At 67.0% G+C, this 23849-nt stretch carries 22 protein-coding genes; 14 read left to right on the forward strand and 8 right to left on the reverse strand.

The features are described from left to right. Positions 1–59: 59 nt before the first annotated feature. Positions 60–734, reverse strand: a complete 675-nt coding sequence (locus tag RD110_RS20930) for a Crp/Fnr family transcriptional regulator (RefSeq protein WP_076201714.1) — start codon at positions 732–734, stop codon at positions 60–62. Positions 735–907: 173 nt separating this feature from the next. Between RD110_RS20930 and trxB the strand changes: the two genes are divergently transcribed. Continuing rightward, entirely contained in the window at positions 908–1858 is a 951-nt protein-coding gene (gene trxB / locus RD110_RS20935) for a thioredoxin-disulfide reductase (protein WP_076201716.1), read from the forward strand. Positions 1859–1915: 57 nt separating this feature from the next. Here trxB and rpoS read toward each other — a convergent pair whose 3' ends face one another. From rpoS to surE, 4 genes are all read right to left on the reverse strand, one after another. Beyond that, on the reverse strand, positions 1916–2803 hold the full coding sequence (gene rpoS, locus RD110_RS20940) for an RNA polymerase sigma factor RpoS (RefSeq protein WP_076205377.1): 888 nt from the start codon (positions 2801–2803) through the stop codon (positions 1916–1918). Positions 2804–2953: 150 nt separating this feature from the next. After that, the gene (locus RD110_RS20945; protein ID WP_076201718.1) at positions 2954–3877 is read right to left on the reverse strand and encodes a peptidoglycan DD-metalloendopeptidase family protein; all 924 of its coding nucleotides are present in this window, start codon (positions 3875–3877) and stop codon (positions 2954–2956) included. An 11-nt stretch (positions 3878–3888) separates the two neighbouring features. Continuing rightward, positions 3889–4689: a protein-L-isoaspartate(D-aspartate) O-methyltransferase gene (locus tag RD110_RS20950; RefSeq protein ID WP_076205379.1), complete on the reverse strand. Its 801-nt coding sequence runs from the start codon at positions 4687–4689 to the stop codon at positions 3889–3891. Between the two features lie 4 nt (positions 4690–4693). Beyond that, a complete protein-coding gene (gene surE / locus RD110_RS20955; RefSeq protein WP_076201720.1) occupies positions 4694–5488 on the reverse strand; it encodes a 5'/3'-nucleotidase SurE in 795 nt (264 codons plus the stop codon). 102 nt (positions 5489–5590) lie between these two features. On the opposite strand from surE, the gene RD110_RS20960 reads away from it, so the two are divergent. Beyond that, entirely contained in the window at positions 5591–6568 is a 978-nt protein-coding gene (locus RD110_RS20960) for an NADPH:quinone oxidoreductase family protein (protein ID WP_076201722.1), read from the forward strand. Here the strand turns inward: RD110_RS20960 and RD110_RS20965 are convergent. Together RD110_RS20965 and RD110_RS20970 are read right to left on the reverse strand one after the other, a co-directional pair. Then, the gene (locus RD110_RS20965; protein ID WP_083686408.1) at positions 6558–9140 is read right to left on the reverse strand and encodes a sensor domain-containing protein; all 2583 of its coding nucleotides are present in this window, start codon (positions 9138–9140) and stop codon (positions 6558–6560) included. The two genes, RD110_RS20960 and RD110_RS20965, sit on opposite strands and share 11 nt — an antisense overlap. A gap of 276 nt (positions 9141–9416) precedes the next feature. Beyond that, positions 9417–10349: a LysR family transcriptional regulator gene (locus RD110_RS20970; protein ID WP_076201725.1), complete on the reverse strand. Its 933-nt coding sequence runs from the start codon at positions 10347–10349 to the stop codon at positions 9417–9419. A gap of 111 nt (positions 10350–10460) precedes the next feature. Here RD110_RS20970 and RD110_RS20975 point away from each other — a divergent pair, with 111 nt between their 5' ends. From RD110_RS20975 to RD110_RS21025, 11 genes are all read left to right on the forward strand, one after another. Then, on the forward strand, positions 10461–11270 hold the full coding sequence (locus RD110_RS20975) for a citryl-CoA lyase (RefSeq protein WP_076201727.1): 810 nt from the start codon (positions 10461–10463) through the stop codon (positions 11268–11270). A gap of 10 nt (positions 11271–11280) precedes the next feature. Further along, complete coding sequence (locus tag RD110_RS20980; protein ID WP_076201728.1) at positions 11281–12438, forward strand: acyl-CoA dehydrogenase family protein; 1158 nt, start codon at positions 11281–11283, stop codon at positions 12436–12438. Positions 12439–12464: 26 nt separating this feature from the next. After that, positions 12465–13166 (forward strand): dienelactone hydrolase family protein, encoded by a 702-nt coding sequence (locus tag RD110_RS20985; RefSeq protein ID WP_076201730.1) that lies wholly within the window; start codon positions 12465–12467, stop codon positions 13164–13166. Then, positions 13163–13615 carry a MaoC/PaaZ C-terminal domain-containing protein gene (locus tag RD110_RS20990; RefSeq protein WP_076201731.1) on the forward strand — a complete coding sequence of 151 codons (453 nt, stop codon included), beginning with the start codon at positions 13163–13165 and terminating at the stop codon, positions 13613–13615. The genes RD110_RS20985 and RD110_RS20990 overlap by 4 nt, the downstream gene beginning before the upstream one ends. Then, positions 13612–15168, forward strand: coding sequence for a long-chain-fatty-acid--CoA ligase (locus RD110_RS20995; RefSeq protein WP_076201733.1), 1557 nt, complete (start codon positions 13612–13614; stop codon positions 15166–15168). Before RD110_RS20990 ends, RD110_RS20995 begins: the two co-directional genes overlap by 4 nt. 79 nt (positions 15169–15247) lie before the next feature. After that, positions 15248–16255: a Bug family tripartite tricarboxylate transporter substrate binding protein gene (locus tag RD110_RS21000; RefSeq protein WP_076201734.1), complete on the forward strand. Its 1008-nt coding sequence runs from the start codon at positions 15248–15250 to the stop codon at positions 16253–16255. Between the two features lie 10 nt (positions 16256–16265). After that, entirely contained in the window at positions 16266–17258 is a 993-nt protein-coding gene (locus RD110_RS21005; RefSeq protein ID WP_076201736.1) for a Bug family tripartite tricarboxylate transporter substrate binding protein, read from the forward strand. Then, entirely contained in the window at positions 17242–18342 is a 1101-nt protein-coding gene (locus tag RD110_RS21010; protein ID WP_162277370.1) for a mandelate racemase/muconate lactonizing enzyme family protein, read from the forward strand. Before RD110_RS21005 ends, RD110_RS21010 begins: the two co-directional genes overlap by 17 nt. 23 nt (positions 18343–18365) lie before the next feature. Next, positions 18366–19382, forward strand: coding sequence for a tripartite tricarboxylate transporter substrate binding protein (locus RD110_RS21015; RefSeq protein WP_157900268.1), 1017 nt, complete (start codon positions 18366–18368; stop codon positions 19380–19382). Further along, positions 19379–20569, forward strand: a complete 1191-nt coding sequence (locus RD110_RS21020; RefSeq protein ID WP_076201742.1) for a CaiB/BaiF CoA transferase family protein — start codon at positions 19379–19381, stop codon at positions 20567–20569. The genes RD110_RS21015 and RD110_RS21020 overlap by 4 nt, the downstream gene beginning before the upstream one ends. Beyond that, the gene (locus RD110_RS21025; protein WP_083686413.1) at positions 20569–21753 is read left to right on the forward strand and encodes an acyl-CoA dehydrogenase family protein; all 1185 of its coding nucleotides are present in this window, start codon (positions 20569–20571) and stop codon (positions 21751–21753) included. The genes RD110_RS21020 and RD110_RS21025 overlap by 1 nt, the downstream gene beginning before the upstream one ends. 77 nt (positions 21754–21830) lie before the next feature. Here the strand turns inward: RD110_RS21025 and RD110_RS21030 are convergent, their stop codons facing one another. Then, complete coding sequence (locus RD110_RS21030) at positions 21831–22826, reverse strand: LysR family transcriptional regulator (protein ID WP_394329423.1); 996 nt, start codon at positions 22824–22826, stop codon at positions 21831–21833. Between the two features lie 377 nt (positions 22827–23203). On the opposite strand from RD110_RS21030, the gene RD110_RS21035 reads away from it, so the two are divergent. After that, positions 23204–23776, forward strand: coding sequence for a PEP-CTERM sorting domain-containing protein (locus tag RD110_RS21035; RefSeq protein WP_157900269.1), 573 nt, complete (start codon positions 23204–23206; stop codon positions 23774–23776). Positions 23777–23849: the final 73 nt, after the last annotated feature.

The raw sequence follows: 23849 nt of genomic DNA on the forward strand, positions 1-23849 counted from the left end.
CGGCCCCGCAACGCAGACGCCTGCCGGGCAACGGGCCGGAGGCGTCCGGACGGCGCGGATCAGTTGAGGGTGCCCAGCACCGAGCGAAGGGCCAAGGAGCCGTTGTCGTTGCTCTGGATGTAGCCGCGTTCTTCCAGATCCTTCATCACGCGGCTGACCATCTCGCGCGAGGCGCCGACCATCTTGGCCACGTCCTGACGCGAGATCTTTTCCTTGATGACCATCTTGCCCTCGGCGTCGGGATTGGCCTGCTCCAGCAGCACATGGGCCACACGGCCATAGACATCCATCAGCGCCAGCGATTCGATCTTCTGGTCGGCCTTGCGCAGCCGCTTGACCAGGCCGGTCATCACCGCGCGCGACATGGCGGCGTTGGTGCTGAGGCAGTGCTCGAACTCGGCACGGCCGAGCATCAGGCAGTCGGTCGGCACCTCGGTGGTGACGGTGGCCGAATGCGGCTCGTTGTCGATCAGGCTCATCTCGCCCAGATAGTCGCCCATGCCCAGCGTGGCCAGGATCACCTCACGCCCGCGCGCATCGGTGGTGAGCACACGCGCCCGGCCGCTGAGCACGATGAACAGTGCGTTGGACTTGCGCCCCTGCTCCACGATCATTTCTCCACGCTTGAAGCGCTGCTTGATGATGGCCTTGGCCACCACTTCTGCTTGGTCCGCCGTCATCATGGAAAACAGCGGCACACGCAGCAGCAGTTCTAGGTTGGAAAGCATCGACATTTACGGGCTCCTTCTACTTCTCTTCCCTGCACGGGGTGGGTTCTTACAATCAAGGGCAAAATTCTGAGCAAGCGTATCACCAGCCCGGCGTTTCTCACGTACCGTCTTGTTTTGTTGTAACAAGTCGCAAACTGTACAGCCACACATCCATTTTCACCACAGGTTTTTCCACCATGAACCCAAGCAAACACGCCAAGGTGCTGATCCTGGGCTCCGGCCCTGCCGGCTACTCGGCCGCCGTCTATGCGGCGCGCGCCAACCTGCAGCCGGTGCTGATCACCGGCATCGCCCAGGGCGGCCAACTCATGACCACCACCGAGGTGGACAACTGGCCTGCCGACGTGCATGGGGTGCAAGGGCCGGAGCTGATGCAGCGGTTTCTCGAGCACGCCCAGCGCTTCAACACCGAAATCATCTTCGACCACATCAGCGAAGTCGACTTCACCGAACGGCCGTTCAAGCTCAAGGGCGACAGCGGCAGTTACACCTGCGATGCGCTGATCCTGTGCACCGGGGCCTCTGCGCAGTACCTCGGTCTGCCGTCGGAAACCGCGTTCCAGGGCCGTGGCGTTTCGGGCTGCGCCACCTGCGACGGTTTTTTCTACCGCGACCAGGAGGTTTGCGTGGTCGGCGGCGGCAACACGGCGGTTGAAGAAGCGTTGTATTTGTCAAACATCGCCAGCAAGGTGGTGCTGGTGCACCGGCGCGACAAGTTCAAGGCCGAGGCCATCCTGGTCGACAAGCTGATGGACAAGGTGGCCGCCGGCAAGATCGAGTTGAAGCTGTTCCATACGCTCGACGAAGTGCTCGGCGACGCCTCGGGCGTGACCGGCGTGCGTTTGCGCCACACGCTCGACGGCGCGCTGCACGACGTGGCCCTCAAGGGATGCTTCATCGCCATCGGCCACAAGCCCAACACCGAAATCTTCGAAGGCAAACTGACGATGAAGAACGGCTACATCGTCACACGCTCCGGCCTCGAGGGCTTCGCCACGATGACCAGCGTGCCGGGCGTGTTCGCCGCCGGCGACGTGCAGGACCATGTCTACCGCCAGGCCATCACCAGCGCCGGCACGGGCTGCATGGCCGCGCTCGATGCGCAGCGCTTCCTGGAAAATCAATAAGGCACCGGATTTGCGCCCTCTCCCTCCCGTAGAGGGTCGGGATGAGGGCCCGGGGCGCTACAAGACCGAATCCTTGCCGATCCCGTGCCGCGATAGATAGGTGCGCAGTTTGCGCAGCGCCTCCATCTGGATCTGACGGATCCGCTCCCGCGTCAGGCCCAGCCGCTCGCTGAGCGTTTCCAGGGTTTCCGGCTCCCGTTCGTGCAGCCCGAAACGCGCATCGAGCACTTCGCGCTCGCGTGCGGTCAGCGTGCCGATCCAGACTTCGAGCAGGCGCTCCACCTCATGGGTCTGGGTGGTGTTCGAAGGGTCGATGGCCAGATCGTCCGGCAGGCTGTCACCGATGCTGCTGCCGTCTTCCGATCGGTCCATCGACGCGTCGAGCGAGCGCGGCGTTTCCGCCAGCGCCAGCAGATCGGCCACGGACTGCGTGTCCCGCCCGAGCAGTGCGGCCACGTCGTCGACGCGCACGCCCTCGGGCCGCAGCGCCGAGAAAGCCGAATCGTTCTCCAGCGCGCGGCGCGCGCGAAGCACCTGTTGCAGTTCACGCACCACGTGCACGGGCAGGCGGATCACCCGCCCCTGGTTCATCACCGCACGCTCCACCGCCTGCCGAATCCACCAGGTCGCATAGGTCGAGAACCGGAAACCGCGTTCGGGCTCGAATTTGTCGATGGCGTGCATCAGGCCGAGGTTGCCTTCCTCGATGAGATCGCTCATGGGCACGCCGCGGCCGAGATAGGACTTGGCGATGCTCACCACCAGCCGCAGGTTGTGCTCGATCATGCGCTGGCGCGCCTCGAAGTCGCCCGCGCGGGCCCGCGTGGCCATCTCGAATTCCTCCGACGGCGTGAACAACGGTGTGCGGCGCACGTCGCGCAGGTACAGGGTGAGTGTGTCGCTGCTGTCGCCGGCCACCGCGGCCGGCTCGATGCCGTCGGCCATCTCGGCCGCTTCGCCAATGCCGGCAAGGCTGTCTTCCGATGGATCGGTCGAGCCAGCGTAACGCGGCTCGGCAACCCGCAAGCGCGGCAGCGACACGCCCGACGCGTCCGAACCCGAGGGTTTGCCGGAGGCGTCGGGATGTTCCAAGGCCTACCTCGCCGGCAGGTATTTGGCGGGATCGACCGGCTTGCCCTGCCGGCGGATCTCGAAGTGCAGCTTCACGCGGTCGGTGTCGCTGCTGCCCATCTCGGCCACTTTCTGGCCCTTGCGCACCGACTGGTCTTCCTTGACCAGCAGGGTCTGGTTGTGCGCGTACGCGGTGAGAAAGGTGTTGTTGTGCTTCAGGATGATCAGGTTGCCATAACCGCGCAGGCCTGCGCCGGCATAGACCACGCGGCCATCGGCCGCGGCCAGCACCGGATCGCCCGCCTTGCCGCTCAGGTCCAGGCCCTTGTTCTTGGCTTCGTCGAAACCAGCCAGCACCCCACCGGGCGTGGGCCAGATGAAGGACAGGTCGTCCTCGCCAGCCGAAGCCGCAGGCGCGCTGGCCACCGGCGGCGCCACCGTTGCCGCGGGCTTGGCCGCGCTGGCGGCACTGGCCGCGGCAGAGGCGGACGAAGCCGAAGAAGCCGGTGCTGCCGGTGCCGGCGTAATGGATGAGGAGGCCACCGGACGCGTCACCACGCCGGTGTCGGCGCTCGGCGTCACGTTGGGCGAAACCACGCGTAAAACCTGTCCGACTTCGATCACATTCGGGTTGTCCAGCGCATTCCAGCGCACGATGTCGCGCCAGTTCTGGCCCGTCTCCAGGCCGATGCGGATCAGCGTGTCGCCGGGCTTCACGGTGTAGTACCCCGGCTTGCCGGCGTTTTCGGCACCGGGCAGCGGCTTCAGCGGAGCCGCCTCCAGCGGTGCGCCGACGCTGCCGCCGGAGGCCGCCGCCGTGCCGCGGTCTTCGATGGGCGCGCGGCTCGCACCCGGCTTGGTAGAAGAACAGCCTCCGAGCACCAACGCAGCCAACACGCCAACCAGCAAAATGCTTTTCTTCCGACCCTGACTGCGCAAACCCAGCATGTGTAATTCCTTCAAGCGATGCCGGATTTTAAGGGGACAAAATGGACCGCCTCGAGCACCTGCTGTTTGAGCCCTTGCGCCGTGCGGTCGATCACCACCAGGGCCTGCTGACCCGTGCCACTGACCATCGGCGCCACCAGCCTGCCGCCGATGGCGAGCTGGTCGGTCCAGGCTTGCGGCACCGCAGCGCCGCCAGCTGCGGCGATGATGCCTGCGTACGGCGCGCCCTTGGCATAACCGAGCATGCCGTCGCCGAACAGCAGATGCACATTGGGCAGCCGGAAGTGGCGCAGGTTCTCGCGCGCCTTGTCGTGCAGGCCGCGCAGCCGCTCGATGCTGTAGACCTCGCGTGCCAGCAGGCTCAGGACCGCGGCCTGGTAGCCGCACCCGGTGCCGATCTCCAGCACACGCGCCAGCGACCCGGTCCGCGCGAGTTCGGCGCCCAGCAGCAGCTCGCTCATGCGGGCCACCACATTGGGCTTGGAAATGGTCTGGCCCAGGCCGATCGGCAGGCTGGTGTCCTCATAGGCCTGGTTCACCAGCGCGGAGTCGACGAAGCGATGCCGCTCCACCGTCCCCATGGCCTGCAGCACCGCGGCCGAGGCGATACCCGAGGCCGCGAGATGGCGCACCATGCGCGCGCGCACCGCGGCCGAATCCATGCCCAGGCCCTGCGTCGCATGCGCCGCCTGGGGCTTCGGCTTCGATGGTGCCGGGCTGGCACCAGAGACCGGCAGGATCTTTCCAGGCGCGCCGGGCTTGCCCGAGGAAAAGTCCAGCCGCGCCGGAAATGAGGGACGTTGTTGTGCCATGGCGTCAACCCTGGCCGGCCTGGCCGCCAACCGCGTCCGCCGTGCCGGCCAGCTTCGATGCCACCTGCGCCCAGTGGCGCAGCCCGTCGCGGTCCGTGAGGTCGACCTTCAGTGGCGTCATCGCCACATGGCCGAGCCTGGTGGCGTGAAAGTCCGTGCCTTCGGAATCGTCCATGGCCGCGCCGGCATCGCCGATCCAGTACATGGTTTCACCGCGCGGGCTGGTCATGGTGATGACCTTCTCCGCGGCGTGCCGGCGGCCCAGCCGGCACACCTGCACGGGCTTGAGTTCCTCGTAGGGCAGGTTCGGGATGTTCACGTTGAGCAGCCAGGGCTTTTCGCCGATGAGCCGCTGCTGGGCCATGCGCTGCACCATGTCGCGCACCACACGGCCGGCCGCGTCGATGTGGCGCCAGCCTTTCTCGGTCTGCGAAAAGGCGATGGCCGGCACGCCGAAGAGATAACCTTCCATGGCCGCCCCCACGGTGCCGGAGTAGATGGTGTCGTCGCCCATGTTGGCGCCGTTGTTGATGCCCGAGACCACCAGGTCGGGCCGGTAGCCGAGCAGCCCGGTCATGGCGATGTGCACGCAGTCGGCCGGCGTGCCGTTCACATAACGAAAGCCGTTGGCCGCCTCGTGCACGTACAGCGGCTGCGCCAGCGTGAGCGCGTTCGACTTGGCGCTGTTGTTGTGCTCCGGCGCCACCACTTCGACCTCGGCCACGTCCTTGAGCGCCTCGTAGAGCGCAAGAATGCCCGGTGCCTGGAAGCCGTCGTCGTTGGAAATGAGGATCTTCATGGCATGTCAGAAAGTGGGGGCATTGTAGGCGCCGCAGGGGACAGCGCCAGGCAGAAAAACCGGCGATCATCGGCGACCCGAATCCCCCGACTGGAGACCCCAATGTTTGCATGGCTCTGCGAAAACCCGACCGGCGTCGATGCGCTCACCTGGCAGGAACTGCCCACGCCCGAGCCGGCTGCCGGCCAGGTGCGCGTGGCCATCCGGGCCGCGAGCCTGAACTTTCCCGACCTGCTGATCGTGCAGAACAAATACCAGCTCAAGCCGCCCTTGCCCTTCGTGCCCGGCGCCGAATACGCGGGCGTGGTCGAGGCCCTCGGCGCGGGCGTGACCCGGTTGAAGGTCGGGCAGAACGTGGCTTGCCTGGCCGGCACCGGCGGCTTCGGCACGCACGTCATTGCCGAGGCGGCCATGTGCCTGCCGCTGCCCGATGGTTTTCCCCACGTGGACGCGGCCGCGTTCATCATGATCTACGCCACCTCGCACCATGCCCTGGTGGACCGCGCGCGACTCAGGGCCGGTGAAACCGTGCTCATCCTGGGCGCGGCCGGCGGCGTGGGCAGTTCGGCGATCCAGATCGCCAAGGCGGTGGGTGCGCGCGTGATCGCCGCCGCCTCCACCGCCGAGAAATGCGCGTTCTGCAAGGGCCTCGGCGCCGACGAGACCATCGACTACGGCAGCCAGGACCTGCGCGAAGCCATCAAGGGGCTGACCGGCGGCAAGGGGCCGGATGTGATCTACGACCCGGTCGGCGGCGCATTGGCCGAGCCCGCATTTCGCGCCATCGCGTGGCGCGGGCGCTACCTCGTCGTGGGTTTCGCCGCGGGGCAGATTCCAGCCCTGCCGTTCAACCTGGCGCTGCTCAAGGGCGCCTCCATCGTCGGCGTCTCCTGGGGCGGCTTCGCCAGGCAGGAACCCGAGGCCAGCGCTGAGGCCCTGGCCGAACTCGTGCGCTGGTACGGCGAAGGCAGGATCAAGCCGGTGATCGACCGGACCCTGCCGATGGCCGAACTCAAGGCCGCCTACGCGCGCATGGGCTCGCGCGAGGTCAAGGGCAAACTCGTCCTGGTCAACCCGTGAAGCCGGAAGGCCGCAGGCTCTGCAGCCTTTGGGCAAACACCTCCGGCCTGAGCGGCCGGTCGAAGTGGTAGCCCTGCGCATAGGTGCATTGCAGATGGCGCAGGCGTTGCGCCACTTCCTCGGTTTCCACGCCTTCGGCCAGCACGGCTAACCCGAGGCTGAGCGCGAGTGAGATCACACCGCGCACGATCGCCGCGTTGTCGGGATCGTCGATGAGGTCGCGTACGAAGGACTGGTCGATCTTGATCTTGTCGAACTTGATGCGGCGCAGGTAGGCGAAGCTCGAATAGCCCGTTCCGAAATCGTCGATGGACAGCTTCACGCCCAGCGCCTTGAGCCGGCGCAGCACCGCCATCACCGCCTCGCCATCGTGCAGCAGCACGCTCTCCGTGAGCTCGAGCTCCAGGCGGTCCGGTGAAATCCCGCTGATGGCGAGGGCGTCCTCCACCTGCTTGAGCACCACGCCGCGCTGGAACTGCCGGGCAGACAGATTCACCGACATCATCAGCTCGGGATGTCCCGCGTCGTGCCAGGCCCGCAGCTGCAGCGCAGCCTTTCTCAGCACCAGGCCGCCGAGCGCCTCGATCAGGCCGCAGTCTTCGGCAATCGGGATGAACAAGCCCGGCGGAATGCTGCCGCGCTCCGGATGGTCCCAACGGCACAGTGCCTCGGTGCCGACGATGCGACCGCTGGGCAGGTGGATCAGCGGCTGGTATTCGAGCCGGAGCGTGTCGCTCTCGATGGCGGTGCGCAATGCCGCCTCGATGCGCAGCCGCTCGAGCGCGGCCTCGTTCATGGTGGCGTTGGCGAACTGGTAGGTGCCGCGGCCGTTGCGCTTGGCCGCGTACAGCGCCGAGTCGGCACGGCCGAACAGGGCGTCGAAGTGCTCGCCATCGGACGGAAACATGGCGATGCCGGCGGAGATCGACACATTCACCGGCAGGTCGGCCAGGGTCATGGTGCGGCCCACGGCCTCGGTGAGCGCATTCACCATGTGCGCCGCCTCCGCCGTGCCCTGCACATTGCGCACCAGCACCAGGAACTCGTCGCCACTGAGGCGGCCGACGATGGTGCGTTCGTTGTGCGCGGCGCTGAGCCGATTGCCCACCTCACGCAGCAACTGGTCGCCCGCGGCATGGCCCAGCGAGTCGTTGAGTGTCTTGAAGTTGTCGACGTCGATCACGATCAGCGCCACCTGTTCGCGCGTGGCCTGCGCGTGCTTGAGCACCAGGGTCGAACGCAGTGCGGTCTGCGCGCGGTTGGGCAGGCCGGTGATCAGGTCCTGGCTCGACAGGTAGGCAATTTTTTCCTCGGCCGCCTTGCGCGAACTCAGGTCGGAGAAGGAGGCCACGTAATGCGTGATTTCCCCGTGCGCGCGCTGGTGCAGCGCCGACAGGCTCATCCACTGCGGATAGACCTCGCCATTCTTGCGCCGGTTCCAGATCTCGCCGGCCCAGCGCCCTTCCTCGTTCAAAGTCTTCCACAAAGCCTGGAAGAACTCGGGGCCGTGCTGCCCCGAGGCCAGCATGCCGGGGTCGCGCCCGAGCACTTCCGCCGCCTGGTAGCCCGTGATCTCCGAGAACGCGCCATTGACCATGATGATGCGGTTCTTCTCGTCGGTGATGATGATCCCGTCGGTGCTCTGCTCCAGCACACGGCCGGCGAGCTCGAGCTTGGTGGCGGCAATGCGCTGGTCGGTGATGTCGCGGCGCACCACCAACAGGTGCAGGCGCTGGCCGCGCCGGCCGAAGGTCGGCACACGCACCACATCGAACGAACGGACATTGCCCTGGCCGTCGTCGGCCGTTTCCTGCATGTGCGAGGCCCGGCCCGACTGCCAAGTGGCCTCCTCGGCCAGCGCGCTGTGGCGCAGTCCGGCGCTGGCCGGATGGTTGCGGTTGGCGATCTCCAGATCCGTGTAGCCGTAAGCCTCCTGCTCGGTGAGCCCGAGCACCGCGCGGGCGGCCGGATTGGTCAACAGCCAGCGACTTTCGCCGTCCTTCAGGTAGACCATGTCCGGCAAATGGCGGAACACCGAATTCAACAGCTTGTCGCGATCGCGCAGCCGGCGGTCGGCTTCGGAACGGGCGGTCACGTCCAGGCCGATCCACCACGAGATACCCGATGCCGCCCCGATCTTCAGACCCTCGATGGCCGACCAGGCGATGCGCCGCTTGCTGCCCGAACGCGTGGTCAGCGTCCACTCCATGTTGCGAAGACTGGACTGCGTTTCGTGCAGATCGGCCAACTTGCGCGCCAGGTAGACCGGCTCGGGATAGAGCAGTTGCAGCGCACCCGGATTGCCGACGATCTCCTCGCTGCGGTAGGCGGTGACCGACTCGCACTCCTGGTTCCAGAACACGATGATCCGGCGCGGCAGGTCGAGTGCGATAACCAGCACCGGCAGGCGCTGCAGCACCTCCAGCACCTGCGGCGAGTTGGGCTCCGAGGCTTCGGGCTCCGTCAACTCCTCACGCGTCGTTTCGCCGGCTTCCAGGTAGAAATGGTCGTTGGCATTGAAGCCTTCGACCGTGATCACCGTCGGCGTTAGATCGGAAGATTCGGAGTCCACACATCAGTCCTGCAGGCCATGGGAGAAGTTCCGTTGAGACCGGGCCCGGCCTAGTCCGACGGATTCGCGTCGCCATGCGCCTCATCCGATCGAAAATTTCGCGAATTAAGCACCTGACCCGTCCATATTAGTGCATGACGAGGGTTTTTCCGCATCGGCTCCTGCCAAGCTACGGTTCACCTCGCAAAGTTGACGGGTTCGGGGTCGCCCGGGACGCGCCCATCCCATCCTCAAGAAGCCGATGCCCTCGTCGCGGCTTCCGCGCCACGGCCACGCTCAGCCCTTGAACAGCTCCGCCATGGTGCGGCGCAGCCATTGGTTCGCGGCGTCGTGGTGATTGCGCTCGTGCCAGAACTGGCACACCTCGAAAGTTGGCGCGTCGATGGGCAGCGGCAGCAACTGGACCCGCGGCATCGGCCTGATGTGCGCCACCACCGAGCTCGGCACCGTGGCCAGCAGGTCGGTCTGCTGGACGATGCCGGGCACCACCATGAAATGCGGCACGCGCAGCGCAACGCGCCGCCTCAGGCCCCGATCGGCCAGATGGCGTTCGATGAAGGTCGTCGTCGATGACTGCAACGAGGCCGTGCGGTAGCGCGAACCCGCGGGCTCGACCATGATGTGCGACTCCTGCGTGAACTGTGCCAGCGTGAGCACCCGTTCGATGCGCGGATGGGCTTCGCGGGCGATGCAGACATAGGAATCGACGAACAGCCGTTGCTGGTAGAAACCAGCTTTCAGGGCCGGCAGGTAGCCGATGGCCAGATCCGCTTCGCCGCTGGCGAAGGCCTCTTGATAGGACTCGCGTGGCAGTTGCAGGATGCGCAGGTTCACATCCGGCGCAACGGCCTTGAGCTTGGTGATCAGCGTCGGCAGGTAGACCAGCTCGCCGATGTCGCTCATCAGGATCTGGAAGGTGCGCGTGCACGTCTTCGGGTCGAACACCGCCGCCACGCCGAGCGCGCCTTGCAGCAGGCCGAGGCCCTCGCGCACCGACACCGCGATCTGCCTTGCAAACGGTGTGGGCTCCATGCCGCTGGGCACACGCACGAACAGCGGATCGTCCCAAAGCTTTCGCAGCCGGGCCAGCGCATGGCTCATCGACGGCTGGGACAGGCCGAGCCGGAAACCCGCGCGCGTGAGGTTGCCGTCCTGCATCAGCGCATCGAAGGCCAGCAGCAGGTTGAGATCGGTTTTCTGAAGGTCCATGGACAATGCCTTGTCATTAGCCTGATGAATGCAGCACATGCCGCCCATCGATTGTATGGATGAACGCGCGGTGATAACTTCGCGCCCACTACAAAGGCAGGAGACAACGACATGGACCATGCCCCAGCGGCATCCCCGGCACGCAAGCCCAAAAAACTCCGGTCCGACATGGGCTGGAGCGACCCGCACAGCATCACCGTCCAGGGGCTGGACCTGTGCACCGACATCCTCGGCCACCTCAATCTCGGCGACTTCGCCTTCCTCGAAATCAAGGGCCGCCGGCCCGACGCCCGCGAATCGCAAGTGTTCAACGCCCTGCTGGGTACGCTGGTCGAACACGGCATGACGCCGATGGTCATCGCCGCGCGGCTGACCTACCTGGGCGCCCCAGAGTCGCTGCAGGGTGCCGTGGCCGCGGGCATCCTGGGCATGGGCACGACTTTCGCCGGCACGGCCGAGGGGTCGGCCCGCCTCCTGCAGGAAGCCATCCGGCCCGAGACCACGATGGAGCACCTGCCCGCCCTGGCGGAAGACATCGTGGCCCGCCACCGCGCCAGCCGCACGGCGATCCCGGGCATCGGCCACCCGTTGCACAAACCCATCGATCCGCGCACACCAGTGCTGTTCAACCTCGCCGAGGCCAACGGCCTCAGCGGCCGCTACGTGGCGTTGATGAAGCTGGTGGCCCAGGCCGCCGAGCGCGCGCTGGGCAAGCCTGGCCAGCTGCCGGTCAATGCCACCGGCGCCATCGGCGCGCTGTCCTCCGAACTGGACATCCCCTGGCGGCTGTGCCGCGGCCTGGCCGTCATCGGCCGGACCATCGGCATCGTCGGCCATCTGGCCGAGGAACTGCGCAACCCGATCGGCCGCGAGGTGTGGGAACGCACCGAAGACGAGTCGAGCGAACACAACCGGACCTGAGCCACCACCCATGCAAGACCTCGGACTCACCGAAGAACAACGCCTGATCCGCGACAACGTGCGTGCGCTGGCCCGCGAACGCTTTGCGCCCGGCGCCGCCCTGGCCGACAAGCAATACCAGGCGCCGGTCGCCAACCTCAGGGTGCTCGCGGACCACGGCTACACCGGCATGTGCATGCCCTCCGCCTACGGCGGCTCGGAGCTTGGCCTGCTGGAGAACGTGCTGGTCGTCGAGCAACTGGCCCGGTACTGTGCCAACACCGCCATGCTGTTTTCGTGCACCGACGGCGCGACGCCGCGCGCCATCCTCGGCATCGGCTCCGAGGCGCACAAACAGAAATACCTGCCGCGCATCGTGAAGGGTGAATTGCTCACTGCCTGGAGCATGTCCGAGCCCAACGCCGGCTCCGACGTGGGCAACGTGCAGACGCGGGCGGTGCGAGAGGGCGACGCATTCGTCCTCAACGGCAGCAAGCTGTGGTGCACCGCCGCCCAGGTGTCCGACCTGTTCCTGGTGCTGGTGCGGCTCGATCCGGCGCCCGGCATGAAGGGCGTGGGCGCGATGCTGGTGGAGCGCGGCACGCCGGGCTTCACCATCGGCAAACACCTGGACCTGCTGGGACTTCGCGGCACCGGCATGGCCGAACTGGTGTTTGACAACTGCCGCGTCCCGGCCGACAACCTGTTCCTGCCTGCGGGCCGCATGCGCGAGCTGCTGGGGGTGCTGGACGCGGACCGCATCAGCGGCAACCCGCCCGTGTGCCTGGGCATCGCCCAGTCGGCGTTCGAGAACGTGGTCGCACACGTGAAGGACCGGCAGCAGTTCGGCAAGCCGCTGGCCGACAACCAGGGCCTGCAGTGGAAGCTGGCCGACATGGCCATGGACATCGAGGCGGCGCGCGCCCTGCTGTACCGCGCCGCGATGCGGGTGGACGAAGGCCGCCCGAGCATCGCCGACACCTCCATCACCAAGGCCTATACCAACCAGATGGCGGTGCGCGTGACCAACGAGGCCATGCAGCTGGCCGGGGCCTACGGCCTGTCGGAGGAATACCCCTTCGAGCGCTACTTCCGCGATGCGCGGGGCATGTCGATCGGCTACGGCACGGTGGAGATCCACCGCTCGTCCATCGCGCGCGAAATCATCGCCGGCCGCTACGGCGTCTGAACCACCACCAGACAGAGGAGACAGGAATGACCAGCAGAAATGACGAGATCCAGGCCGGTGGCGGCCAGACCTTCCATGCCTATGTAAGCGTGCCGGAGCGGCCCAACGGCCATGCCGTCGTGGTCGTGCAGGAGATCTTCGGTGTGACGCCGCACATCCGCGACGTGGCTGACCGCTATGCGCGCGATGGCTACCTGGCCATCGCGCCCGACCTGTTCTGGCGCATCGAACCCGGCCTCTCGCTGAGCCATTCCAAGGAAGACATGCAGCGTGCATTCGCTGTGCTGGCGCAGTTCGATGAAGACCTCGGCGTGCAGGACCTGCGCGCCACGCTCGCCCATGTGCGCGCCCAGCCCGGCATCACCGGCGTGGGCCTGGTGGGCATGTGCCTGGGCGGCAAGCTGGCCTACCTGGCCGCTGCGCGCCTGCCGGTGGATGCCAGTGTGGCCTTCTACGGCGTGGGCATCGAGAAGCACCTCGGCGAAGCCCAGGCGCTGAAGCACCCGTTGCTGATGTTCTTCGGCGGCAAGGACCGATACGCCCCGCCCCCCGTGCGCGCGCAGATCGAGGCGGCCACGGCCGGCAACCCGCTCGCGGCGGTACGCGTGTACGAGGATGCCGACCACGGCTTCTACACGCGCGGCACACCCGAGGTCATCCAGTCGGCGCACGCGCAAGCCAGGGCCTTTCTCGAGCAACATCTGCCGCATGCGGGAGCCCGCCCATGAGCAGCCGCTTCGAAGACATCGAAGTTGGCCAGCGTTGGACCAGCCCCGGCCGCACGCTCACCGAGGCCGACCTCACGCTGGCCTGCATGACCAGCGGCGACTGGCATCCGATCCACGCCGACGCCGAGTTCGCCGGCCGCTCGCTCGCTGGGCAGCGCATCTTCCAGGGCACCTACGGCCTGCACGTGGCGATGGCCATGGCCACGCCCTTCCCCGACCTGGGGGCCGACGTGATCGGCGCGCTGGGCCTGAGCGACTGGCACTACGCCGCGCCGCTGTGCATCGGCGACACCGTGCACGTGGAGGTGGAGATTGCGGCCAAGCGCACCACCTCCCGGCCCGGCCGCGGCGTGGTGGAGCGGCGCATCACACTCAAGAAGGCCGACGGCAGCGTCGCCCAGCAGGGCACGGCCCAGATGATGGCGCGTTGCGCCGAGGAGGCCGCATGATCCTCGGCGACGTGATCGAGCGCAACGCGCGCTGTTTCGGCCACCATCCGGCACTGCTGTTCGAAGGCCGCCGCATCGACCACCGCACGTTCCACGAACGCGTGGTGCGGCTCATCAACGCGCTGGCTGACCTGGGTTGCGTGAAGCAGGACCGCATTGCCGTGCTGTCGCGCAACTGCCCCGAGTACCTGGAGGCCTATGGCGCCGCCGCGCTCGGCGGCTTCGTGGGCCTGGGGCTGAACTACCGACTCTCGGAGACCGAACAGGCCGCCGTGCTGGCCGACGCCCAACCGGCGGTCTTCATCTTCGAGGCGGAATACGCCGGGCGGGCGCGTGCGCTGCGCGATCGGCTGCCGCCCGGCACGCATTGCATCTGCTTCGAGGGGCCTATGGACGGCGCGCTCGGCTACGAGACCTTGCTGGCCGCGGCATCGCCCGTGCAGCCCGCCTTGCGTGCCGTGGAAGACGACACCTTCCTGCTGATCTACACCAGCGGCACCACCGGCGTTCCCAAAGGCGTGATGCTGGGCAACGAGGGCCAGCTGGAACAGGCCCGCACGCAGGCCCAGTCCCACGCCGCTGTGCAGACCGACCGCATGCTGGTGGTGATGCCGTTCTATCACATCGGTGGGCCGACCGAGCTGCTCACCTACCTGGTCGCCGGAGCCACCATCGTGCTGCACCGGACCTTCGATGCGCAGGAGATCCTGCACAGCATCCAGGCGCAGCGCGTGACCGCGGCGCATCTTGCGCCGACCATGATCTCGATGATGCTGGAAGTGCAGGAGAAGACGCCGTTCGACCTGTCGTCGCTGCATACGGTGTGTTATGCCTCGGCACCGATGTCGGTGGCGCTGTCGCTGCGCGCGCGCGCCGTGTTCGGCCCGGTGTTCATGCAGATCTACGGCATGACCGAAGCCGGCCTGGGCACCACGCTGCTCAAGCACCAGCACGTGCTGGACGGCAGCGAGACCGACCGCAAGCGCCTGGCCTCGGCTGGCCAGGCCTACCTGGGGACGGCACTGCGCATTCTCGACGACGCCGGCCGGGAATGCGCGCCGGGCGAGGTGGGCGAAGTCTGCCTGCGCTCCAAGAGCGTGATGCAGGGCTACTGGCAGAAGCCCGAGGCCACGGCCGCCGCCATGCACAGCGGCTACCTGCACACCGGCGACATGGGTTACCTGGACGAGGATGCCTTCCTCTTCATCGTCGACCGCAAGAAGGACATGATCATCTCCGGCGGGGAGAACATCTACTCGCGGGAGGTCGAGGAGGCGCTGCTCATGCATGCGGCCGTGGCCGAGGTCGCGGTGATCGGGGCGCCCGACGCGCAATGGGGCGAGTCGGTGGCCGCCATCGTGGTGCTCAAGCCGGGCGCAGCGGTGACGGCCGAGGCGCTGGTGACGCACTGCCGCAGCCTGATCGCGGGCTACAAGAAGCCCAAGATCGTGAAGTTCGTGGACGCCATGCCGCGCGTGCCGAGCACCAACAAGATCGACAAACGCGCCCTGCGCGCGCCGTTCTGGGCCGGGCGGGAGCGGCAGGTCTCCTAGCCGGCCCCGCGTGGCGGCGCGGCCACGCACATCCCGCGCAGCAACCACAGCGTGCATTTCAAAAAACAGGAGACAAGACATGAGCCTATCGATCCCACGCAAGACACGAATCCTGCTCGCGGCGCTCTGCGCGGCGGCGTTGCCGGCCGCGCAGGTGCATGCGCAGACGCAAGCGGCCGCGGCCGCCTGGCCGACGCATCCGGTGCGGATCATCGTGCCTTTCACCACGGGTGGCCTGGCCGATACCCTGGCGCGCGGCATTGCGCAGGAACTCGCCCGCGAATGGCCCCAGCCGGTGCTGGTCGAAAACAAGCCCGGCGCCAACACCATCATCGCCGCCGAATACACGGCCCGCGCGCCCGCCGATGGCTACACGCTGCTGCTGGCCAACGACCCGACGCTGTCGTCCAACCAGTACCTCTACAGCAAGCTGCCGTACGACCCGGTCAAGGACTTCGTCCCGGTCATCAACGTCGCCGAAACCCAGCAACTGCTGGTGGCCGGCCCGGCGTTTTCCGGCAGTTCGCTGGCCGACCTGATCGCCGCCGCGAAGGCCAAGCCCGGGGAAGTGAGTTACGGCACCTTCGGCGCCGGCAGCAAGGCACACATCGACTCCGAGGCTTTCGCGCGCCAGGCGGGCGTGAAGATGCTGCACGTGCCGTACAAGGGCGTGGCCGACGTGGTGCCGGCCCTGCTGGGCGGCCAGATCCAGATCGCCGTGACCGGCGTGCAGCCGGTGCTGCAACTGATCAACAGCGGCCAGCTCCGCGCCCTCGCCCTGGCCGCGCCGCAGCGCAGCCCGATGCTGCCGAACGTGCCCACCTTCACCGAGGCCGGCCTGCAGGGCTTCGAGGCCAGCGCCTGGTTTGGCCTGGTCGCACCCTCGGCCACGCCGCGGGCCGTGGTCGACAAGGTCGCCGCCGACGTGGCGCGCATCATCGCCAAGCCTGAGTTCCAGAAGAAATACGTGACAGGGGTCGGCCTGGCCCTGCTGAACCAGGGGCCGGATGCATTTGCCGCCTTCCTGCACAAGGATCGCGCTGCCTACGCCCTGCATGTGAAGAACATCAACGTGAAGCTGGACTGAGGAGGCCGCCATGACCGCTTCGCTGCATCCGCGCCGGCGCTCGATTCTCGCCGCCCTGCCCGCCCTCGCCGCCCTGGCTGGCGGCGCCATCGCGCAGTCCGCCGCCTGGCCTGGCCGTCCGGTCAGGATCATCGTGCCGTTTGCGGCTGGCGGCACGGTGGACATCGTGTCGCGCCTGCTGGCCGAACGGCTCGGCGCGTCGCTGGGCCAGCCCTTCATCGTCGAGAACAAACCCGGCGCCGGCGGCAACCTGGGCACCGAGCTGGTCGTGCGCGCGCCGGGTGACGGCTACACGCTGCTCATCAGCGGCAGCCCGAGCATCGCCGTCAACCCCCATCTGTACAAAGGCCTGGCGTACGACCCGATCACCGATCTCGCCCATGTGGCGCTGATCGCCACCGCGCCCAATCTGCTGGTGGTCCACCCGGCGCTTCCGGTGCGCAGCGTGGCCGAACTGGTGGCGCTGGCCAGGGCCAAGCCCGACACGCTGAGCTTCTCGTCGGCCGGCAACGGCACCAGCGGGCACCTGGCCGGCGAGCTGTTCAAGCGGCAGGCGCAGATCGAGGTGCAGCATGCGCCCTTCAAGGGCCAGGCGGACGCCATCACCGGCGTGATCCGCGGCGACGTGGCCTTCGCGTTCGTCACGCTGGCTGGCACCTTGCAGCAGGTGCAGGCGGGCCGGCTGCGCGCCATTGCGATCAGCAGCAAGACGCGTAGCGCGCTGGCCCCCGAAGTCCCCACGGTGGCGCAGTCCGGCTTCCCCAACTTCGAGGCGCTGGCCTGGTACAGCATGGAAGCGCCCAGGACCACACCGCCGGAGGTCGTGTCGCACCTGGTGCGCGAGGTGGACAAGGCCATGAAGGAGCCCGCCATGCGGGAGAAGCTCAATGCCCTTGGCGCCGAACCGAGCTTCCTGGCCGGACCGGCCCTTCTCGACTTCATTCGCCAGGATTCGGCGCGTTGGGGCCAGGTGATCCGCGATGCCAATGTCACCACAAACTGAAATGCGCCTGGCCAACTACGGGTTGTACCGCTACCGGCTGCCGTACGCGCGACCGGTGCGCTGGAGCGACGTCGTCGAGGAGGCGGCCGAGTTCCTGCTGCTGCGCATCACCTGCGCGCAGGGACTGGCGGGCGTGGCCGAGATGACCATCAAGCCGACCTGGACCGGCGCGTCCCTGCGCAGCCTGGTCGCTTCGCTCGAAGACGTGTTCCTGCCGCTGTTGAAGAAGCTGGACCTGTGCGACCCGGCGGCCGTGCGCGCCCGCCTGGAGGGCATTCCCGAGAACCACGCGGCCAAGGCCCTCGTCGACAACGCGGTGTGGGACCTGCAAGCCGCCGCGCGCGGTGGGCCGCTGCACCGCGCATGGGGTGGCGCGCCGGAGGTCCCGCTGTCCTTCACCGTGACGCGGCAGACCCCCGCGCGGATGGTGGCCGAGGCTGTGGCCATGGTCGAACGCCACGGCTTCAAGACGCTCAAGATCAAGGGCGGGCAGGGTCTTTCCACGGACGTCGAAGCCATGCACGGCCTGCGCCACGCGCTGGGCAATGGGACGCGGCTCTATGTGGATGCCAACGGCGCTTATGCCCCGACAGAAGCGGGTGCCTACGCCCGGGCCATGGCCGATGCCGGCGCCGAGGTGGTGGAAGACCCGTGCGCGTTTGCGCCGGATGCGACATTCACGCGGCTGCAGGCGGCGTCTCCCGCGCCGGTGTTGGTCGATTTCTACTGCGCCTCGCCACGCGACATGGCGCTCTACATAGCGGCCGGCGCGCGCGCCTTCAGCCTCAAGCCCGGCCGGCTGGGCCTGAGCGACACGCGCGCCATGGCGGCGCTGGCCCGCGCCTCAGGCTGCCGCACGGTGGTGGGCATGTTCGGCGAGAGCGCGCTTGGCACGTTGGCCGCGCTGCAGCTATCGACCACCCTGCCCCCCGGTTCGCTGCCCGCCGAAAACAGCTGGTTCCTGGCGATGACGCAGCAGATCCTGGTTTCGCCGCTGGTCATCACGCAGGGCTCGATACGGCTGCCCGATGCGGCCGGCAGCGCCGGCTTGATCGACTGGAACCGACTCGAGCCATTGACATAAGAAAAACCCAAGGAGACAACACGATGAAGCATATAAAAATGAAAGCCCACCCCACGCGCCGCCTGCGCCGCCTGGCCCTGTCCCTGCTCGGCCTGCTGGCGATGGGCGTGGCCACGGACGGGATCGCGCAGCAGCCTGCCCCCGCTTTCCCCAGCAAGCCGATCCGCTTCATCGTGCCCTACCCGCCCGGCGGCGGCACGGACATCGTGGCCCGGCTCGTGGCCGCCAAGATGAGCACTGCACTCGGCCAGCCGGTGCTGGTGGACAACAAGCCCGGCGCCAGCACCATCATCGGCACCGAGATGCTGGCCAGGGCCGCGCCCGATGGCTACACCCTGGGCATGATCACCGACTCGCACGCGATCAACCCCGTGTTCTTCCCCAAGCTGCCCTACGACTCGGTGAAGGACTTCGAGCCGGTCTCCCAGCTGGTGTTCGTGCCGTTGGTGCTGGTGGCCCATCCGTCGCTCAACGTGAAGACCGTGCCTGAACTCATCGCTGCCGCGAGGCTCAAGCCGGGGCGCATCAACTACGCGTCCATCGGCAACGGCACGCCGCACCAGATCTCGATGGAGTGGCTCAAGTCGATGGCCGGCATCAGCATGACGCACATCCCGTACAAGGGCGTGGCACCCGCGCTGACCGACCTCGTGGCCGGCCAGGTCGACGTGATGTTCACAGGCACTTCGTCGGCCGGACCGTATGTGAAGGCGGGCAAGCTGAACGCGCTGGCCGTGTCCAGCGCCAAACGCCAGCCGACCTTTCCCGACACGCCCTCGGTGGCCGAGCAGGGCCTGCCCGAATTCGATTTCATGACCTGGTACGGCACGGCCCTGCCGGCTGGCACGCCGCCGGCCATCGTGCAGCGCATGAGCCAGGAGATCGCCGCCGCACTGAACCAGCCCGATGTGCGGGAACGCCTGGCCGCGCTGGGCGTGGTCGGTGCGCCGTCGTCGCCGGCCGACTTCGGCGCCTTCATCCAGAGCGAGTCGCAAAAGCTCGGCCGCATCGTCGCCGCCACCGGCGTCAAACCGGAATGAGCGCGGCCACCGCCAAGGGCCCGCAGGTGCTGGCCGGATGCCGGGTGCTCGACCTGGGCAGCTTCATCACGGCGCCGTATGCGGCGATGCTGCTCGGCGAGCTCGGCGCCGACGTGATCAAGATCGAGAAGCCCGGCACGGGCGACCCGTTCCGCGCCTTCGGCAGCGGCCTGTACAGCTCGCACTTCCAGGCGCACAACCGCAACAAGCGCAGCGTGGCGCTCGACTTCACCAAGCCTTCGGGCCGGGCCGCGCTCGATGCCCTGGTGGCCACTGCCGACGTGCTGCTGATCAACGTGCGGCCCGGCGTGGAAGAACGCCTGGGCGTGGACGCCGCACGGCTGCAGGCCTTGAACCCGCGGCTCGTGCATTGCGCCATCACCGGCTACGGCGCCAGCGGCCCCTATGCCGAACGCCCGGCCTACGACAACGTGGGCCAGGCGCTGTCGGGCTGGCTGTCGATGTTCCACGAAGGCCCGGACGCGCGTGTGGCCGGGCCGGCCGTGTCCGACGCCCTGACCGGCCTGTTCGCCGCCTTCGGCATCGTGTCGGCCCTGCTCGAGCGCGAGAAGACGGGCCGCGGCCGCCAGGTGGAGGTGAGCATGCTGGAGGCCACGCTGGCCTTCGCCACGGAGCCGCTGGGCAAGCTGTTCGCCAGCGGCCAGCCCGTGCCGTTCTATGCCCGCTCGGCGGCCTCGCAATCCTTCATCGTGACCTGTGCCGACGGCCAGCGCATTGCGCTGCACCTGTCCTCGCCCGACAAGTTCTGGAAAGGTTTGCTCCGGGCCATCGGCCGCGAAGACCTGGCGCAGAAATACCCCGACCGCGCGGCGCGGGTGGCGGGTTACGACGCGCTCGCCATCGACCTGGCGCAAGCCTTCGTCACCCAGCCGCGGTCCCACTGGCTACCCTTGCTGGAGGCCTGCGACGTCCCGTTCGCGCCGGAGCGGCGCCTGCAGGACCTGGCCGACGACCCGCAGGTGCAGCACCTCGGCGTGTTCTATGAACTCGAGCACCCCCGCTACGGCCCGGTGCGCGCCGCTCACCGGCCGGTGCGCTACGACGGCGACCAGCGCAGCGACTTCCTGCCGCCGCCCGACCTGGGCGAACACACGCTGGAAGTGCTGCGCCGCGCCGGGCTCAGCGAAGAGACACTCGCACGGCTGTCGAAGGAAGGTGCCATCTGATGGACTTCGCCATTCCCGAAGAACTGCGCATGCTGCGCGACTCGGCCCGGCGCTTCGTGCAACAGGAACTGCTGCCGCTGGAGCCGCTGTACGCCAACGAGGCCGACATCCCCGACGACGTGCGGGCCCGTCTGCAGGCCCGGGCCAAGGCGCTCGGCTTCTGGGCCTTCGACCTGCCCGAAGCCGTGGGCGGTGGCGGCGTCGGCTACCTCGGCATGTGCCTGGTGTTCGAGGAACTCGCGCGCTGCACCGTGCCCTCGTTCCGTGCGCCGACCGTGTTCACGCCCTACCTCGGCTCGGTGCTGTTCAGCTGCACGCCCGAGCAGCAACAAAAGTATCTTCACCCGGTGATTGCGGGCGACAAGCGCACCTGCTTCGCGCTCACCGAAGCCAACGGCGGCTCCGACCCCTCGCAGATGCGCACCATGGCCGTGCTGGAGCAGCGCGCCGACGGCGAGCACTACCGCATCAACGGTAACAAGATCTTCATCACCGGGGCCGACAAGGCCGATTTCGTGCAGCTCTTCGCGCGTACCGGAGAAGACAAGGGTGCCGCCGAGGTCTCGTGTTTCCTCATCGACCGCGGCACGCCCGGCATGCGGCTTGGGCAGAACTTCGAGCTCATGTCGCCCGATCGGCCCTGGGAACTCATGTTCGAAGACGTGTGCGTGCCCGCCTCGCAGATGGTGGGGCGGCGTGGCCAGGGCTGGGAACTGGCCCGCAGCTTTCTCGACGTAGGCCGACTGATCCACGGACCCAAGGCCATCGGACGCGCCGAACGCGCGCTGGAGATGGCCATCGACTACGCCAGGCAACGCAAGACCTTCGGCGAACCGCTGGCCAACCGCCAGGCGATCCAGTGGATGATCGCCGATGCGTCGGTCGAACTGAACGCGGCGCGCCTCATGACCTACCACGCCGCCTGGAAGGCGGACCAGGGCATGAACTTCCACGTCGAAGCCTCGCAGGTGAAGCTCTACGCCGACGACATGTACCTGCGCGTGGTCGACCGTGCGATCCAGATCCACGGCGGCATGGGACTCTCACGCGAACTGCCGCTGGAGCTGATGTACCGCGATGCGCGCAGCCGCACCATCACCGAAGGCTCCTCCGAGATGCAGCGGACCATCATCGCGCGGGAAATGCTGTCGGGGAAGTCGGGGGTGAATCGGGTTTCAGGGTAGCGGAAGGACACGGCAACGAGCCCGTGCAACGCGATCCGGCCGACTGGCGCATCTCTCAACCAACATTGACGGCTTTGTCATGACCGATTCTTTGCAAGATCCAAACCCAACGCCGAATCGTGGTCCGCAATCGTGCGGATCACGTCCATGAAGGCCAGTGCGGCTGGACTCGGTGGCTCGCCTTGCAGCGTGATCAGCCCGAAATCGGGCATGTGGTCGGGAAGGTCTGCCGCGATGCGCGTCAGAAGCCCGCGTCGCACATATTTGTCCACCAGCGCGGCCGGTTGCAGCGACAACATCTTTGTGCTCTGCATCAGTTCCACCGCGAACAGAAACGACGGCGTCTCGACAATGCCCGAGGTCAGCGACAGGCCCGCGCGGCTGAAGACGTCATCCGACACCTTGCGCAGCGCCGTGGACGTCGGATAAAGAATCCAGGGCCAATTGGAGAGTTCCGTCAGCCCAGCCACATTGGGCCCGCGCAGCGGATGGTGCACGCCCGCGGTGATCTGCAGCCCTTCGCCAGCCAGCCTTTCGTACTGGAACTGGTTGCGCTGCGATTCGTCGGTGAAGCGGCCGATCATCACATCGATCTTGCGTTCGGTCAGCCACACGATCAGCTGGTCGCTGCTCTGCTCCAGCACCTTCAACACCAGCAGGGGCCGCAGGCGCTGGAGCTCGGCCACTGCGGCAATCAGCAGGTGCGCCGCCGAACCCGAGATGGCGCCCACCGACAGATGGCCATGGCCGCCCTGTTTCAGCGTGCTGAACTCGTCGACAAACTTGCGGTGACCATCCAACGCCGAGTGGGCATAACGCAATGTGAAAAGTCCTAGCTCGTTCGGCCGCATGCCGCGCGGCAGACGATCGAACAAACGCGATTCCAGTATGTCCTCGATGTCCATCAGGATCTTGGTCGCCGCGGGCTGCGTCATGTGCATTTGCTCAGCCGTCAGCCGCAAGTTGCGCGTATTTCCCAGAATGTCGAGAAACTGCAAGTGCCGGAAACGGAGACGCGAGACCTGCGTCAACACCAAGGGTTTACAAGTAGTCTGGTCTGGACTCATTAGCATTTGGAATGGATGCTAACGAAAAAGTCAGTGGACCGTCAGGGGGTGTTCACTTAGCCTTCAGCCCAATCACGAACGGCCACGCAGAGGGCCGTCGGACCGGCATTCAAGGCCTGCATCCAGACAGGCTTGGCCATTCCTAACCCTTGGAGACAAGCATGCATCCGACCCTTGAACGTCGATCTGCACTCGGGTGTCATCGGCTCCACTGCGCCGCCTCGCCGGCCGCCGTGCGACGCTGGACCCGCTGTATTCCCGCCCCACCGACTGCCTTGAGGCGTGCCACCCCGCCGCCGAAACGTTAGCGCGTGCGAACCGGCCGCTTCATGCCCGCCGGAAACAAGTGCCACCAGGCCAACCTATTCAACAAGGAAACCACCATGCTCAATCCATTCCAAATTGCATCTCGTGCCGCCGGAGCGTGCGCACTGGTGCTGGCGCTTCTGTCTCCCGTGCATGCCGCACCTGTGCTCCAGATGTCGGCCACGACCACGGCGACCGGCGTCGACCTGACAGTGAGTGCCCAGGACGTCCTGGACCTGTCGGCGTACCAATTCACGCTGAACTTCAACCCGGCGTTGCTGAGCGCCCTCACCGGCAGCGAGGGCACTTTCCTGTCCAACGGGGGTTCGACGTTCTTCTATCCCGGAGACATCGACAACGTCGCCGGCTCCATCAGCTTCGTGATCGGCGCCCTGATCGGGCCCGTCGGCGGCGTGAACGGTTCTGGCGACCTGGCCACGTTTTCGTTTGATGTCATGCAAAGCGGACTCGCCAACTTCAGCCTCACTGACGTGCTGATCCTCGATTCGAACTCCGCAGAAATTTCCGTCGCCACCACGGACCTGGTCACCCAGGTCGCCCAAGTGCCGGAACCTGGCAGCCTCTGGCTGGCCGGGATCGGACTGATAGCCGTGTTCGGCAGAAGGGCGATCAAGCCGAAGGCGTGCTGACGCTGGACAGAAACGTGATCAGGTCGGGATGTAAACGTGATCGACGGGAGCTTCCCGATCGTCGGAGTACTTT

The organism is Rhodoferax koreense (assembly GCF_001955695.1).
Lineage (GTDB): Bacteria > Pseudomonadota > Gammaproteobacteria > Burkholderiales > Burkholderiaceae_C > Rhodoferax_B > Rhodoferax_B koreensis.

What these genes read in the sequence shown, in the direction of transcription:
- RD110_RS20990 (WP_076201731.1), top strand. Translation starts at nt 13,163, where the DNA reads ATGAGCAGCCGCTTCGAAGACATCGAAGTTGGCCAGCGTTGGACCAGC.
- RD110_RS21010 (WP_162277370.1), top strand. Translation starts at nt 17,242, where the DNA reads ATGTCACCACAAACTGAAATGCGCCTGGCCAACTACGGGTTGTACCGC.
- RD110_RS21015 (WP_157900268.1), top strand. Translation starts at nt 18,366, where the DNA reads ATGAAGCATATAAAAATGAAAGCCCACCCCACGCGCCGCCTGCGCCGC.
- RD110_RS20960 (WP_076201722.1), top strand. Translation starts at nt 5,591, where the DNA reads ATGTTTGCATGGCTCTGCGAAAACCCGACCGGCGTCGATGCGCTCACC.
- rpoS (WP_076205377.1), bottom strand. Translation starts at nt 2,803, where the DNA reads ATGGCCGACGGCATCGAGCCGGCCGCGGTGGCCGGCGACAGCAGCGAC.
- RD110_RS20930 (WP_076201714.1), bottom strand. Translation starts at nt 734, where the DNA reads ATGTCGATGCTTTCCAACCTAGAACTGCTGCTGCGTGTGCCGCTGTTT.
- RD110_RS20950 (WP_076205379.1), bottom strand. Translation starts at nt 4,689, where the DNA reads ATGGCACAACAACGTCCCTCATTTCCGGCGCGGCTGGACTTTTCCTCG.
- RD110_RS21000 (WP_076201734.1), top strand. Translation starts at nt 15,248, where the DNA reads ATGAGCCTATCGATCCCACGCAAGACACGAATCCTGCTCGCGGCGCTC.
- RD110_RS20970 (WP_076201725.1), bottom strand. Translation starts at nt 10,349, where the DNA reads ATGGACCTTCAGAAAACCGATCTCAACCTGCTGCTGGCCTTCGATGCG.
- RD110_RS20945 (WP_076201718.1), bottom strand. Translation starts at nt 3,877, where the DNA reads ATGCTGGGTTTGCGCAGTCAGGGTCGGAAGAAAAGCATTTTGCTGGTT.
- RD110_RS21025 (WP_083686413.1), top strand. Translation starts at nt 20,569, where the DNA reads ATGGACTTCGCCATTCCCGAAGAACTGCGCATGCTGCGCGACTCGGCC.
- RD110_RS20980 (WP_076201728.1), top strand. Translation starts at nt 11,281, where the DNA reads ATGCAAGACCTCGGACTCACCGAAGAACAACGCCTGATCCGCGACAAC.
- trxB (WP_076201716.1), top strand. Translation starts at nt 908, where the DNA reads ATGAACCCAAGCAAACACGCCAAGGTGCTGATCCTGGGCTCCGGCCCT.
- RD110_RS20995 (WP_076201733.1), top strand. Translation starts at nt 13,612, where the DNA reads ATGATCCTCGGCGACGTGATCGAGCGCAACGCGCGCTGTTTCGGCCAC.
- RD110_RS21005 (WP_076201736.1), top strand. Translation starts at nt 16,266, where the DNA reads ATGACCGCTTCGCTGCATCCGCGCCGGCGCTCGATTCTCGCCGCCCTG.
- RD110_RS21020 (WP_076201742.1), top strand. Translation starts at nt 19,379, where the DNA reads ATGAGCGCGGCCACCGCCAAGGGCCCGCAGGTGCTGGCCGGATGCCGG.
- RD110_RS20975 (WP_076201727.1), top strand. Translation starts at nt 10,461, where the DNA reads ATGGACCATGCCCCAGCGGCATCCCCGGCACGCAAGCCCAAAAAACTC.
- RD110_RS20985 (WP_076201730.1), top strand. Translation starts at nt 12,465, where the DNA reads ATGACCAGCAGAAATGACGAGATCCAGGCCGGTGGCGGCCAGACCTTC.
- RD110_RS21030 (WP_394329423.1), bottom strand. Translation starts at nt 22,826, where the DNA reads ATGCTAATGAGTCCAGACCAGACTACTTGTAAACCCTTGGTGTTGACG.
- RD110_RS21035 (WP_157900269.1), top strand. Translation starts at nt 23,204, where the DNA reads ATGCTCAATCCATTCCAAATTGCATCTCGTGCCGCCGGAGCGTGCGCA.
- surE (WP_076201720.1), bottom strand. Translation starts at nt 5,488, where the DNA reads ATGAAGATCCTCATTTCCAACGACGACGGCTTCCAGGCACCGGGCATT.